The sequence below is a fragment of the Pseudoalteromonas sp. SIMBA_162 genome (genome assembly GCF_046535955.1).
In the GTDB taxonomy this organism is placed as follows: Bacteria; Pseudomonadota; Gammaproteobacteria; order Enterobacterales; family Alteromonadaceae; genus Pseudoalteromonas; species Pseudoalteromonas marina.
On the sequence record NZ_JAWJBQ010000016.1, the window covers coordinates 14,835 to 29,564 of the forward strand.

11 protein-coding genes are annotated in these 14,730 nt (G+C 37.9%); 6 read left to right on the top strand and 5 right to left on the bottom strand.

What is annotated here, in order from left to right:
• Positions 1 to 8: 8 nt before the first annotated feature.
• Entirely contained in the window at positions 9 to 3,332 is a 3,324-nt protein-coding gene (locus R0J88_RS12490; RefSeq protein ID WP_410900075.1) for a type I restriction endonuclease subunit R, read from the top strand.
• 5 nt (positions 3,333 to 3,337) lie between these two features.
• Positions 3,338 to 3,772: a hypothetical protein gene (locus R0J88_RS12495; protein WP_410900076.1), complete on the top strand. Its 435-nt coding sequence runs from the start codon at positions 3,338 to 3,340 to the stop codon at positions 3,770 to 3,772.
• Positions 3,773 to 3,827: 55 nt separating this feature from the next.
• Here R0J88_RS12495 and R0J88_RS12500 read toward each other — a convergent pair whose 3' ends face one another.
• Complete coding sequence (locus tag R0J88_RS12500; RefSeq protein WP_410900077.1) at positions 3,828 to 4,517, bottom strand: hypothetical protein; 690 nt, start codon at positions 4,515 to 4,517, stop codon at positions 3,828 to 3,830.
• Positions 4,518 to 4,739: 222 nt separating this feature from the next.
• Between R0J88_RS12500 and R0J88_RS12505 the strand changes: the two genes are divergently transcribed.
• The 4 genes from R0J88_RS12505 to R0J88_RS12520 all read left to right on the top strand — a co-directional run bounded on the left by R0J88_RS12505 (position 4,740) and on the right by R0J88_RS12520 (position 9,583).
• Entirely contained in the window at positions 4,740 to 6,758 is a 2,019-nt protein-coding gene (locus R0J88_RS12505) for an AAA family ATPase (RefSeq protein ID WP_410900078.1), read from the top strand.
• A gap of 51 nt (positions 6,759 to 6,809) precedes the next feature.
• Positions 6,810 to 7,427, top strand: a complete 618-nt coding sequence (locus tag R0J88_RS12510) for a hypothetical protein (RefSeq protein ID WP_410900079.1) — start codon at positions 6,810 to 6,812, stop codon at positions 7,425 to 7,427.
• A gap of 15 nt (positions 7,428 to 7,442) precedes the next feature.
• Entirely contained in the window at positions 7,443 to 8,417 is a 975-nt protein-coding gene (locus R0J88_RS12515; RefSeq protein ID WP_410900080.1) for a WYL domain-containing protein, read from the top strand.
• A 74-nt stretch (positions 8,418 to 8,491) separates the two neighbouring features.
• Entirely contained in the window at positions 8,492 to 9,583 is a 1,092-nt protein-coding gene (locus R0J88_RS12520; RefSeq protein ID WP_410900081.1) for a cell division protein FtsZ, read from the top strand.
• Positions 9,584 to 9,856: 273 nt separating this feature from the next.
• Here the strand turns inward: R0J88_RS12520 and R0J88_RS12525 are convergent, their stop codons facing one another.
• The 4 genes from R0J88_RS12525 to mnmC form a co-directional block, all read right to left on the bottom strand.
• On the bottom strand, positions 9,857 to 10,915 hold the full coding sequence (locus R0J88_RS12525; protein WP_410900082.1) for a hypothetical protein: 1,059 nt from the start codon (positions 10,913 to 10,915) through the stop codon (positions 9,857 to 9,859).
• Positions 10,916 to 11,384: 469 nt separating this feature from the next.
• Positions 11,385 to 12,020, bottom strand: a complete 636-nt coding sequence (locus tag R0J88_RS12530; protein WP_410900083.1) for an NAD(P)-binding oxidoreductase — start codon at positions 12,018 to 12,020, stop codon at positions 11,385 to 11,387.
• Positions 12,021 to 12,192: 172 nt separating this feature from the next.
• Complete coding sequence (locus R0J88_RS12535) at positions 12,193 to 12,522, bottom strand: hypothetical protein (RefSeq protein WP_006793328.1); 330 nt, start codon at positions 12,520 to 12,522, stop codon at positions 12,193 to 12,195.
• Between the two features lie 59 nt (positions 12,523 to 12,581).
• Entirely contained in the window at positions 12,582 to 14,591 is a 2,010-nt protein-coding gene (gene mnmC, locus R0J88_RS12540) for a bifunctional tRNA (5-methylaminomethyl-2-thiouridine)(34)-methyltransferase MnmD/FAD-dependent 5-carboxymethylaminomethyl-2-thiouridine(34) oxidoreductase MnmC (RefSeq protein WP_410900084.1), read from the bottom strand.
• Positions 14,592 to 14,730: the final 139 nt, after the last annotated feature.

A 14,730-nucleotide genomic window follows, 5' to 3' on the forward strand; every position in this document is an offset into this window, starting at 1 on the left:
GATGTTTGATGAAATTTACTGAAGCCAAATTAGAACAAGCGGTGGTTGAGTTATTAGGCGAGCAAGGCTACCCGCATTTATTGGGTGGTGAGCTTACTCGCAATAATAGTGAAGTACTAATTAAAGAAGACCTCCGTGCTTTTTTAACCAAGCGATATTCTAAAAATAACATTACCACCGGCGAAGTAGACTCAATTATTACAAAGCTTGAAAAGCTGCCTGCCAGTGATTTATACGAGAGTAATAAAACCTTTTGTAAGTGGCTAAGTGACGGCTTTTTACTGAGCCGCGAGCGTGGCAGAGTAGCAGGTAGTGCGGCGCAAAAAGATTTGTATATTCAGCTGCTTGATTACGACAATGTTGAGCAAGGTATTAAAAGTAGCCTAATAGCAGGGAATGCTATGACAGCTTTAGATAATATGGCTCTCGATAACGTGAATGAAGCAAGCGTTACTTACCTGCAAGACGGCAATATCTATCGCTTTGTTACCCAGTTAGAGATAGAAAGCCCCACAAGCTACGACAATATTGAACTGCGTATTCCCGATGGTATTTTGTATGTAAACGGCTTGCCATTAGTGGTGTTTGAATTTAAAAGCGCAATACGCGAACAAGCCCCAATATTTGAAGCGTATGAGCAGTTAACGGTGCGCTACCGCCGCGCTATTCCGCAGTTATTTGTGTTTAATACCCTGTGTGTTATTAGCGATGGCGTAAACAATAAAATGGGTAACTTATTTGCGCCGTACCAGTTTTTTTACTCGTGGGGTAAAGTAACGGGGCAAGAGCTCACCGCGCAAGAGGGGATTAACTCGTTACATACCTTATTGCAGGGCCTGTTTGATAAAGCGCGTTTGCGCGATGTAATGCGCAATTTTGTATTCTTCCCCGATTCTGATAATAAAAACGCGGGTAAAAAAGAGATAAAAATTGTGCCGCGTTACCCGCAATATTATGCGGCTAATAAACTGTTCGATAATATAAAACAGCATTTAAAGCCACAAGGCGATGGTAAAGGCGGTACGTACTTTGGTGCAACGGGTTGTGGCAAAAGTTACACCATGCAATTTTTAACACGCTTGTTGATGAAAAGCGTTGAACTTAAAAGCCCAACCATTATTTTAATTACCGACCGAACCGATTTAGACGATCAACTTTCTCAGCAGTTTGGTAATGCTAAAACTTACATTGGCGATGATACGGTAAAAACAGTGACTAGCCGTACTCACTTACGTGAGTTATTAGAGGGCCGTAACAGTGGCGGTGTATTTCTAACGACTATTCATAAGTTTACCGAAGACACCCAGTTATTAACCGACCGCACTAACGTTATTTGTATTTCTGATGAGGCGCATCGTAGCCAAGTTAACCTTGACCAAAAAATTACCATTACCGAAAAAGGTGTAAAAAAGACCTTTGGTTTTGCTAAATACCTGCACGACTCACTACCCAATGCCACTTACGTTGGTTTTACTGGCACGCCAGTAGACGCGACTTTAGATGTATTTGGTGAAGTGGTTGACTCGTACACTATGACCGAATCGGTGAAAGATGAAATAACCGTACGCATTGTGTACGAAGGCCGCGCCGCCAAAGTGTGTTTAAACAACAGCAAGCTGGCAAAAATTGAAACCTATTACAAAGAATGTGCCGATGCAGGCAGTAACGAGCTGCAAATAGAAGACAGTAAAAAAGCCACGGCGAACATGAATAGCATTTTAGGCGACCCTGACCGCATACGTGTATTAGCAAGAGACTTTGTTGAACATTACGAAAAACGCGTTGAGGAAGGCTCTACCATTGCAGGAAAGGCGATGTTTGTTTGTAGCTCGCGTGGTATTGCTTATCAGCTGTATCAAGAACTAGAAGAGCTACGCCCACAGTGGTTTGATGTAGTCGACACTGACGACGCCCAAAAGCTATCAGAGACCGAGCGAAAGCGCGCCATTAGCGAAGGCCGTATTGCTGCCCCCTCTGAAAAAGTAAAAATGGTGATGACCCGTGGCAAAGACGACGTTGAGCGCCTATATAATTTACTTGGCAGTAAAGACGCGCGTAAAGAGCTTGATAAGCAATTTAAAAACAAAAATTCAAACTTCAAAATAGCCATAGTGGTAGATATGTGGCTAACCGGTTTTGACGTGCCATTTTTAGATACCATGTACATAGATAAGCCACTGCAAAAGCACAGCTTAATACAAACTATTTCGCGCGTTAATCGCCAGTTTGAAGGTAAAGATAAAGGCCTAGTGGTTGACTATATTGGCATTAAATCTGAAATGAACAAGGCGTTAGCGCAGTATTCAAAAACTGACGAAACCAATTTTGAAGATATTACCGCCTCAGTTATTGAGGTAAAAAACCACTTGGCGTTACTTGCCCAGTTATTTCATAAATTTGACAGCAGCCCATACTTTACCGGTGAAGCCGTTGCCCAATTAAATTGCTTAAACCACGCCGCTGAGTTTGCACTAATTACCGAAAAGCGGCAAAAGCGTTTTATGGATTTAGTTAAGCGTTTAAAAGCCGCTTACGATGTTTGTTGCGGTAGTGAAAAAATTAACGAGAGTGAGCGTAACCACATTCACTTTTACCTCGCTATTCGCTCTATTATTTACAAACTAACCAAAGGTGAAGCGCCCGATACCGCGCAAATGAACGCTAAAGTACGTGAAATGATAAGCGAAGCCCTACAAAGCGACGGCGTTGAGGAAGTATTTAAACTCGGCAATGAAGACGGCGGCGAAATCGACATTTTTAATGACGACTACTTCGCCAAAATAGAAAAAATAAAACTCCCGAATACCAAAATAAAAATACTGCAACAAATGCTAGCCAAAGCCATTGGCGAGCTTAAAAAAGTAAACCAAACCCAAGGTATCGATTTTACTAAACGCTTTGAATCGCTGGTACAGCGCTATAACGAGCGAAAAGAAGATGACGTACTTGTAAGCAGCGTACTTGATGACTTTTCAGAAAGCATGGTTGATATGATTTATAGCGTACGCGACGAAATGAACGCTGGCGACGAGCTAGGTATTGATATTGAAGAAAAAGGATTTTACGACGCGTTAAAAGCACTTGCCGTTAAGTACGACTTTGACTACCCCGAAGATAAGCTAATTGAGCTCGCCCAAGCGGTAAAAGTAATTGTAGACGACAAAGTAAAATTTGTTGATTGGAACCACCGCGACGACATTAAATCATCGCTCAAAGTAGAGCTGATTTTAATACTCGCGAAATTTAAATACCCACCAATCAGCCGCGATGAAGTGTATAAAGAAATATTTGAACAAGCGCAGAGTTTTAAAATTAATAGAGTTAAAGGATAACAGTAATGACTTATAAAAATATAGAGGCAAGTATTCGTTCTGAGAGTATGAACAAGTGGATTAGGCGCATTGAAGACGAAACAGAACTAGACTCAATAGGCGATACACCTACCGCAAGGATGGAAGACTTAATAGAAAAAATTAAATGTGCTATGGGCCAAGATGTTGATAGTGAAAGTTCAGAAAATAAAGCTGTAGATGATTCAATAAATACATTGATTGCTGAAGTTTTTGAACAAGGAGTTAAACGTGGCTTTAACCGTTCTTTAGATCGCTTTATGAGTGGAGCCATTAAAACTAAAAAGGTCCCACACGAAGATGAGTGGACTTTACACAGCGCATCAAAACAGTATCAAATAAAAACTGATTTACCCACTGTTTGTGATGGCAGTCAGTCGGTAACAGTAAAAATTAAGCTTTCTGAATGTGGTTTTGAATAAATATAATGTAGAACGAGTAGAGCTCGGTTTTTAAATCGGGCTCAAACTTCGTATTTTAATTTTTTACAAGCCATATATTTGTTAAATTCTTAAAGTCCATCAACTCATTTATTTGTATTATTTTTAAATAAGCACGTTGATTTTTATTATGCTTTTGACTGATACCAAGTTTTGAGTTTTCGAATGTGACCGGTGTCACACTGATATAGTGAAAACTATCTAACCTTATGAGTATTTTATTAAGTTTTTCGTTGCTCACCCTTATGTTAAGTGCCTTTTCAAGTTTTTTAAAAAGTGGCGTTTGATTAATCCCAGAAAAAAAACTTTCACTTTTATAATTTTCCATCCAAATACAACCTTCATCATCACCATAATTATCAATATTTACTTTCTTACTGGTGCAAATGTAAACAAACTTATTATCTTCTAGGTCATCTTCAGAAATATTAAAAAGTGCAATTGCAACCTTCATTTCTAGAGGTTGTAAATATGGATTGCTGATAACATTTTTTATAAAACAGTTTTCCTGAGTTGCAAGTTTATGAAAAGCGAATATCCCAGAACTAGAATCATCCTCATCTATTTCATGATTATTACCAGTGTGTAGCTGTAATAATGGCCTATGCACATATAATCCATCACTAGAGTGCCGAGAGATGTACTTTTCAGATTCGATATCTTGATGCTTATTTTTTAGGATTATTGGGTTGTTGTACGACCCTAAATTTAAATTGTTATTTTTCATAAAGGTTCAAATAAACTTTAATTGTTTTTTTTGTCATTGTAACCGATTGAAAAATAAAGGTTAAAATAAAAAGTAAAAAATGAATTACTGAAAATGTTTTTGTTGTAATTTGGCTTTTAATTTCAGTAGCTTATGATGCTTTTCAAATTTTCACTTTAGGTACGCTGACAGTTTTTAGTTAGTAATATGCTCTTTAAACCCACTAACTACTAGGTACATAGCATGAACACAACCCCTCAATTAAAACGTATTGTTGCACACTTTGCCACTGAGTTATTAGAAGAGTTCGACGTAGAAGAGCTATGGCAAGATAAGCTATTTAAAAAAGCGTTATGTAGCATTTCTGGGTTTAGCTATACAAATTTACAGGGCTTAGATGTTGATGATTTGATAGCCCGATTAGAGCATTTAGCAATAACCACAATGCCTAAAACGTTACAAAAAAATGTGCATATATTTTGTAAAGCGTTTGGACTGCCCAAAACGGTCACTCCTTTAGTTATTTTTTCGTGTTGCATGACGCTCAGTAAACCATTACGCGAACTTGTTGAATACTTACGTGACGATTATGCGAGCGTTATTTTAGAAAAAATAGCTTATGCGGTTGGTATTGATGAAGCACTACTCAACAAGCAAATTGGATTAATTATTGAATCTGGCATGTATTCAATGGATATGGAGATATTTGCTGGGGAAGATGAGTTTTTAATATTACCAAACGCAATTGCTAAAAACCTTCTCGAGGGTAAGTTAAATAGTGAAAGTGATATTTTATCTAACTTGGTCACTCCTTGTGAAGCTTCTGAGCTTAGCGCTACTGATTTATCTCACTTAGATTTAAATACTTTACTAAAAGCTACGCAAAATGCGACTAAGTCGGGTGGGCAACCATTGAGTATTTTATTTTATGGTGTGCCAGGTTCGGGCAAAACTTCATTGGCGAAATATATAGCGCAAGCCTGTGGTGCACAGTTGCTAAAGGTACAAGCTAAAGGTAGTAATCTAATAAACCCAACAAACGAGCTCGATAGCCGAAGCGCAAGCTCTGAGCTGCGTTTAGAGCACTTTAATGTGGTGAGTAAGTTGGTTGGTAAGCGTAAAAAAACAATGCTGTTACTGGATGAATGTGAAAATATTTTTGAGCGTGATTTATTCTCTAAAAGCTTCTCAAAGGAGTTACTTCATACTTATATTGAAAACCACCCTGTAGTGAGTATTTGGATCACTAACCATCTAGAAGATTTACCACAGAGCGTTATTAGGCGATTTAATATTGTTTACGAAATTCCTGAGCTAAACAAAACAACTAAAGAAAAAATGATTGGCAAATATGTTAAAGGTTTGAGTGTTGGTAACGGTTTTATAAGTAAATTAGCTGCCCAACAAAACTTATTGCCAGCTCATATTGCTAAAGCTGTACATGTAGCTAGGTTATGCGGATTTAAAGCACAAACCGCGCGTGACTGCATAGAAGAGAATATTCAAGATACTTTAACTGCATGCGGCTTTTCGGCTCACGAATTAACTTACCAAGCAGCACAAAAGTTTAATCCTAAAATGGTGAATATAGAGTCTGAGTATGCGTCACTCGAACAGGTTGAAGAGGCTGTAATTGAATATTCGAGTTCACGAACTCTGCTAACGGGCCCGCCTGGCACAGGTAAAACAGCTTTTGTAAATTATTTATGCGAAAAAGCTGATTTTAAACTTATATCTGTTAAAGCATCTGACTTATTGAGCAAGTGGGTTGGTGAAAGTGAGCAAAATATTGCTCAACTATTTAAACAAGCTACACAAGAAGGAAGTGCAATATTTATTGATGAAGCAGATAGTTTGCTATGTAGCCGCGAACAAGCTGATGCGAATTGGGAGGTGCAAACAGTTAATGAATTATTATGCTATATGGAGCAATTTCAACTCCCACTTTTTGCCGCAACTAACTTTGCTAAAAATTTAGATAAAGCGGTAATGAGGCGATTTGATTTTAATTTAAATTTAACCTATTTGACTCCTGTACAGGCTAAGCAATTATTTAAAGATACATTAGGCCTAGGAGTGTTAAAAAAGCACTTAATGGATGAGTTATTCAAGCTTACAAAGCTCACACCTGGTGACTTTGCGATTGTAAAAAGGCAAATGAAGTTTTCAAAAAAGCGCATGACTCAAGAGCGCATGTTATCGATTTTACAAGAGCAAAACGACCTAAAAGAAGGTGGGAAGCAGAAGATTGGGTTTGTTTAACTATTATTAAAGTGTAGTGATATTTTAAAAAATCAATTCAAAGGAACAATAATGACTAAAGCAACTAAGATACAAGTTCAGGATACAATTTTAGACTCAATTCAAGACAGTTTAGAAAAAGCGCATCAATTAACGGGGGTCACATATAGGCAAATGCCAGAGTATTTTCTTAATGTGAGTATAGTAAATGCGTTATGTGATAAATTTCCAAATCTTGGCTATAGATTAGAGATACCAGTTCGAGAAGTATTAGGGAGTTTTGGGCTTATCGAAACCAGCAACGATCAAGATTTAAGAATTGGTGGTAAGTTTGACATAGCAATAGTCAGTCGTAAATCAAAAAGAATAAGGCATGTTATCGAAGTTAAACGCTCCATTAGTCAAAAGGAATTGTTGAAAGAGGCAAAGAGGATTTATACTTTGGCGGATGCCGAACATGGATCTAAGCGTTTACAAACGGGCTATATCGTTAGTGTTCGGCGCCTCAAAGAAACTCTAAAAAGTACAAAAGGAAGTGATTTAATAGACAAAAGATTAGATTACCTTAGTACACAGTTAGAAGGTAAAGCAAAAGTTAGTGTTAGATATAGCTTGTTAGAAGATGCTCAACCATATGGTTTTGATGACCAAGAAAAGTTGTTAATTAGTGTCTTTACTATAAGTATTTAATTTATAGAATTAATCATGCAAGTTTTACGATACGAAATTATTTTAGATTGTATACCCGTTAGACCTTTTCGTAGGTCAACCTCTGAGCTGAAGCTTATGCTACTAAATCAAGGCTTTAAAGTAACAACTCGGATGCTCCAGCGAGACCTACAATCACTTTACGATCAAGGTTGTTTTGGCCTTGAAAAAGATACCCGTAGTAAGCCCTATGGTTGGTCAATCAATGCGCAGTGGAGAGGTAGTAACTCAAAAGTAATGAGCAGCGAAGTGGCAGAGCATTATTTGTTGTTGGAGCAGTTACTACCGCAATCGGTTCCCAGTGATGTTAAACGCTCAGTTCACATTAAAGCAGAGCAGGCTCTTAAACGTTTTAATGGCCATGTACCTAGTTGGCTTTCAACACTGTCAAAACCGTCGTTAAAAGTGAATATTGATACTCAGTTAGTTGAGCAAATTGAGCATGCGATTAAGCATAAGCGTGCGGTGAGCGTTGAGCTTTATAGGGTGCTTTATGATGAGGCGCATTGGCTAAAATTTGCGGAGTTAAGTTTTTACAACTTAGTTGAGCAAGGCGGTGTGTTGATGGCGCAGTTTATGGTGGGAGAGCTTCACGACAAGTGTTATCAAATGCCGGTTTACCGCATTCGCAATGTACACATTTTGCAAAAGACACGACGTGAGCCAAGCTATGAGCAGTTAAAGTCCTTACGCAGTGCGATTAATAAAGGTATGAAGCAAGAAACGATCGAGTTAATTGTAAAAGTGCCTAACCAATCTGCAGTTAATCAAGGCTTTATTGAGCTTGGCGAGCTGATTGACAAGCAACAGATTGACGATAAATACGTATTATTTACCTACCAAACTATTGATAGCGAGCAATTGACCGATGAGCTATTTAAATGTGCCCATTGGCTCGAGATTGTTAAACCCGAAAAGCTGCGACAAAGAATTGTTAGCAAGCTTCAAGCGGCCGCTAACATTTATAAATAACTCCAACTAGTTTGGGTGCGTCAAAAATTGACGCACCCGTTTGTTATGCTCCTTCTAAAGATGAAGGAGGTGTTATGTTTCAATTAATTCAACAAAATGATGGTTTATCGATTGGTGTATTTGGTATTGGTGGGTGTGGCTGTAATACGCTTAACAGTATTTTTGAACAGCGTGTGTCTGAACAGGCGCACTTGTACAGTGTTAATACCGATAAAGTGGTACTTGAACATACACAGAGTGATGAAGCAGTACTAATAGGTGCAGAGCTCACGCATGGTTATGGTGCAGGAGCCGACCCTAAAGTTGGGCTGCAAGCAGCGGAAGAGAGTAAAGAGCAGCTTTTAACGCTTATTAATGGCTGCGATATAATACTGTGTGCAACAGGGTTGGGTGGCGGTACTGGGACTGGCGCTAGCCCGTATATTGCGCAACTTGCGAGTGAGCAAGGTAAGCCCATTATATTTGTTGCTACATTGCCTTTTAGTAGTGAAGGGCAGTTCAGAAGCAGTATAGCGCAAACCGGCCTGAATGAACTCAAAGAGCATGCTAATGCTGTTATTACTCTCCCAAACGACCAACTGATAGAAGTCCTTGGTAACGATATTGGCTTATTCGATGCGTTTAAACATTCAAACCAAATACTCCATTCACTGATAAAATCATTAATCGATATGCTTTGTTTTCAGGGGCTTATTAATGTTGATTTAAACGATTTTGCCAAAATTATGGATTGCCAGGGGGATGCAGTACTAGGTGTTGGTAAATGCGATGAAGAAAGCGAACTTACTACCGCACTTGATGGTGCACTTAATAACCCACTGGTTAACCAAGTTGATATGTCATCAAGTACTGGCGTTATTGTGCAAGTAAACTGTAAAGATGAAATTTCACTCGGTAGTTATAACCTCATTACCGATACAGTACGTCAGCAGGTAAGTCCTAATGCTTTAGTTATTTGTGGTGTTTCAAAAATAGAAAGCTTATCCACCAATTATGAGCTACTAGTTATTGCTACTGGCGCGAGTTCTAAAATGGTTATTGATGACTTGAATAAAGACAAACAGCCTCAAGAAAAAAAACCTAATAAAGCCAAACCAGAAACAAATGACATTTTTGATATTCCTGCTTTTATTCGCAATCAAGCTCCGGCTCCATGTACAAAATAAAAAATTTGCTACTGTCCAATCAGTACAGACTCATGAGCAGTTTTGTATCGATATGATGATTTTAAATATAAGTCATAATAAGAATAGAAATTAAAAAATACACCATTTATACACAAATGAATTTAAGCTGTTGTTTTTAAAGAGGTAGGCGGGGGTTCAAATCCCCCCAGCTCCACCAATAACGGTTTTTAAATTCGTTTGTTTAAAAACCCTAAAAAACCAGCAACTTGAGCAATCAAGTTGCTGGTTTTTTTATGTGGTTAATAAAAGCTATTATGTTTCTCTTATTGTGCGTAGCTTCATTTTTATCACAATGATCATTAATATAAGTAGTGATAAAACACTAATTGATAGCGTTAAGTTAATTACGGCGTTGTTGGGCTGATTAACTTTAGGGTGTGCGTTGCCATTTTGCTGCTGCCTAATATAACGCTGGCTTATCCAGTCTACGGCGTTGATCCATTGTACTTTATTTGGATCTGTTTTATTGAGTGTACTCATTGTATGTGCGTCATTATTTAAACTTTTTGCTAAATTAATGAGTTGCAACCAAAACGCATTTTTCTCACCTAAGTCGTCTATTTCTTGCAGGCGAAGGTTTAATTTTTCGCCTCCCATTTTTTCGATATTAGGCTGCTTTACACTGTCGGCATAGCTGTTAATTAATAGAGAAAAACGATTGAACTGCTCGCTATCGTGGCTTTGCTGTGCATTATTATTGGCACTCAAATTCGTTTTTTGTTGATTACTAACTGCCTTTTGCTCAGTTATGTACTGTTTGTAATCTTGGTAGGTTAAGCCTGTTAACGTGTTACTTTGCGATTCACTCATTGTATTTGAAAGCAAATTATAGCTAATAGTAAGGCCCGTAATTGTCATAACTAACAGAGCTATATAGCAAAGATAGAGTAGGCTTTTTAGTGAAGAGCGCTGCAGCTTTACTTTGTCGTTTTTGTATCGCGTAATTATAGTCTGTATAGAATTAGTTTTTTTCTGCAGTAGTGTACGTTTTGAATTAGACGTTTTATGTTCTTCTGCATCATCATGTTTTGTTAATTTTTTTAACGCTAAAGGATACTGCTTTGCTGTAAGAGCGGTAGATTGATGCAGTTCAACTCGTGTTATTAAGCCCATTTTTTTTAGTGACGATTCTGCTTTAACGGCTTCAATACTCGTTAGATCTTTTTTTAATGCGTAAGATTTACCATCAAACAACTTTATAGCAATAGTGTGGGGAATATTTAAAAATTGGCTAAGTTGTTTTTGTACCAATGAAATATTGGCATGTTGGTGTAGTTGGCCATTAAAAATAATTTTAAATGTAGCGCTCACTTTAATTCCTTTGTTTTCATTTCCCTTAAGGAGCTTTTTTATCTATATACATAACATAAACTTAACAGATTAAGACTCTGTTTTCTATATTCCTCACTAATGATTTTTTATTAATAATTTAATGTGCTTAAACTTAATACAGTAAATGACTTTACGAGAAGAAAATTTGAAAGAAAGAGGGATAGTAGGTTACGTTTAGGTCACAGAACGCTGCTCACTAGGGGCTTATCGTGAAGGGGTTCTATTGCTAATTTATTAACTCTTATAGGCAATGCTTTGGTTTGCAGTTGTTGACGTGGTTAGAGGGTAAATTGTTTGGGGTAGCCTTATGGCTGTTGTGGCGTATCTAAATGATTTGTTCTTTTTGAATTAAATATTAGCAGCTTGTTTTGAGTGTCAGCTGTTTAGTTAACTTGCTAATAGTTGAAAGTGTTGCCCCATTAACGCTTTTGTTAATGGAGCACTTTGGCTATTTAACCGCAGATTTAATGGCAGTATCTCCGTCAAAAAGTTCAAAAATACGGTTCTTTTCAAACGAATTGGTTGCGATATGCAGCAGCGCATTGGCTACATTTTCACGACTAATTTTAGCCTTATCTTGGTCATCAGGGCGCTGTGTTGTCACTTTCATTGATGCGCTTTCATCGGTGAGCGTGCCAGGGCGAATAATGGTGTAATTTAAATCACTAGTGGCAAGGTGTTCATCGGCCATGTGCTTAGCAACTAAGTATGGTTTTAAATCACTTTCTATTGCGTCAGGGTTATCTGCACCTATTGAGCTGACCATAATAAAGTGCTTAACGTTATTGTTTTTTGCGTAATTAGCCGCTTTTGCTGCAGCCCATAGATCAATTAATAGTGTTTTGTCGTCGCCGGTGCTTCCACCAGAACCGGCCGCAAAAATTACTTGATCACAACCTTTAACAGCCTCACTAAAATCACCTTCTAAATCTTGCTCTACAATATTTAAAAACGGGCTTTCTAAATCACTTAGCTTAGTTTTATCACGAACAAGGGCGGTAACATTTTGTTCGTTCTTAAGTAATAACTCCGTTGTCATTTTACCAATTTGACCACTAGCGCCAATAATTAAGGTCTTACTCATAATTAACTCCTTTCACTTGTTAGTAAATGTATTTGCTTACAAATAGACCTTGGGCTTGAAAATTGTTTTTAAAGGGCAAAAAGAGACATTAACGTATTAATTTTAAAAAATATTTAATTTAAAAAGAGCACCTTAACTGAGTATGAAAATGAGTAGTTATATTTGTGTTTTTTTATAATATTTTTTCAATCATTATACTCACTTCGGTCACATAGTTACGGTGGTATAAGCTAATACGTACTTTACGATTTTGGTAATTGTAATAAAGGGTGCGGTAGTTTTCACTGCCGGTTATCTTCAATGGGTCACCTAATTGTTGCTGATAAAAGTCTGTAATGGAGGAAATAGACTGCGTTAAATACCCAGTTTTAACAAGTGGGTATTCATCTGTTACTTCCATAGTTGTTACAAACTCATCTGGCACTGCAATATCAATAACATTTATGGCAAGTGTTTTAAACGAGGTAAACAATAACAGCGATAGTATAATTAATTTTTTCATTGTGACTCTTTAAGTTCCTTTTATTGAGAACAGTTTACCCAAATAGTGGGCTTTGTCATTTATATTTTATTACGAATTAAATCTCTTACAATAAAGCGAGCGGGGTGTATAGCTTGGCTTACTCGCTCGCTGAGTGGGCGCGGCTCGTTTGCTAAGCAGCTAATAAAATGTTCAGCACACAGTGGTGCGCTGCACAAGGCACGAGCTCCAAAGCCCGTAAAAATATGTAGCCCTTGTTGAGGGTGATTGAGAGGCAAATATTGATAACGCTTACCCAACCTCAGGTTTGCAAATGCATTTGTATAATCGCTTTGTTCACACCATTGCCCAGCCATTGGCAAGTGGTCGATGAATGTGCATCTTACTGCTGCTTTTGCAGAGCTTACTTTTCCTAACGTTGTAGCAAAGTCGCTATGATCGTAAAAGTTTATGAGTTGAGCACGGTTAGTGTGGTTATCCTCATCTGAAACATGGCGGCTTTTACTGTTTTTATCAAATGTAGCGCCCATGCAATGATGGTCTAAATAAGCTGGTGTAAAGTAGCCTTTATGGCAAAGTACCGTTTTAAGCTTTCGAGATTCAGGACTTGCTTGAACATGCGATACTTGCCCGCGCACGCCTACAATAGGAAGTAATTTTGTTTGCTCAAATGTGTCGCTGTGCTCACCAGCGCAAATAATAACATCGCTAAATGGGCCAAACTGTTGATTATTGCTTGTTAAAACCCAGCCGTTTGCTGTTTTTTCTATGTTTACTATATTGCAATTAAAGTGGCTGTTGTGGGGCATTAGCTTATTGGCTGCGCCTAGCATTGCATTAACGAGTTGTGGTGGATTAACCCAGCCACCTTGTTCAAAATAAACACCGGGGTACCCAGTTTGAACGCCGGCTATTTCATCGCCTTGCTCTGCGGTTACGTTTTGCATAAGTTGCTTTGGCCAAAGTTGCTTTTGAGCAAGGTTTTTGTGTTTATCAGCAAGGGGCTTTTTTACTGCATGTTGCAAAACACCACACCATTGATGATCAAAGCTAAATCCATCATTTAACAGTTGCTGGTAAAAGCGCTTTGCATATAAAAAACTATGCGCAAAAAGTTCACTATGGGGTGAATCTTTAGCTTGTAAATGAGGGTACACCGCGCCTTGCACATTATGTGATGCGCCCATGGCTGGCTGCGGGTCTTTACAGAATAATTCAGCGTTTATACCGCGTTTAGCAAGGCTGTATAAAATACAACTACTGGCTATACCGCCGCCAATAATAGCGACGTTATTAAGTTTACTATCGTCTTGATTAAAGTAAGGGGGGGCTGATTGAGCCGTGTTTGCATGTGGTATTTGGCCAATTAGCATGTCTCTTTTTTTGCCAAAGCCTTTGGTTTTAATTGTATCAAACCCGGCTTCTATTAAACCACGGCGAACAAAACCTGCTGCTGTAAACGTAGCTAGAGTTGCCTTTGCTTTTGAAATGTCAGCCATGCTATTAAATAAGCTTTGCTGCCACATTTCAGGGTTTTTGCTTGGGGCAAACCCATCTAAATACCAGGCATCTACAATCCCTGTATGTGGGTAGCTCATTGTATTAATAGACGCGAGTGCATCGCCAAAATGTAAGTCGAGGACAACACGTCCGTTGTCAAACTCAAGTCGGTGACACCCTTGTAAATTAATAGGGTAATTGTTGACGAGTTTTTCACTTAATTTTTGTAATGTAGGCCACGCTTGAAGCGCTTTGCTTAAATCGTTAACTTTTAATGGGTATTTTTCAAACGAAATAAAGTGAAGGCGCTTTACACCTTTATCTAATTGATTTTGTGATTGTTGACGTGCAATATGATCGTTAAAGTGTTGCCATGTATTTAAAAAATTTAACCCAGTACCAAATCCTGTCTCTGCTATTACAAAGTGGGGTTGGTCATGAGTTTGTAATCGAGTTTCTATATTATTTTGCTCATAAAACACATAATGCGATTCGGCAAGACCGTCGTCATTCGAAAAATAAATATCACCAAAGTCATCAGCAAATGGTGTACCTAAATCGTTAAAGTGTATATGTGCGTTTTTAATCATAATTTTTAAATTTACAAAATATATTTTTCATTATTTTACGGGTTTTCTTTGTAATAGTCTGGCGTTATTTATAAGCTAGCAGTTCAGAGTACAAGTGTACGCTAGAAAGCTGACCACTTAAGTGATTAAATTCGCGTAA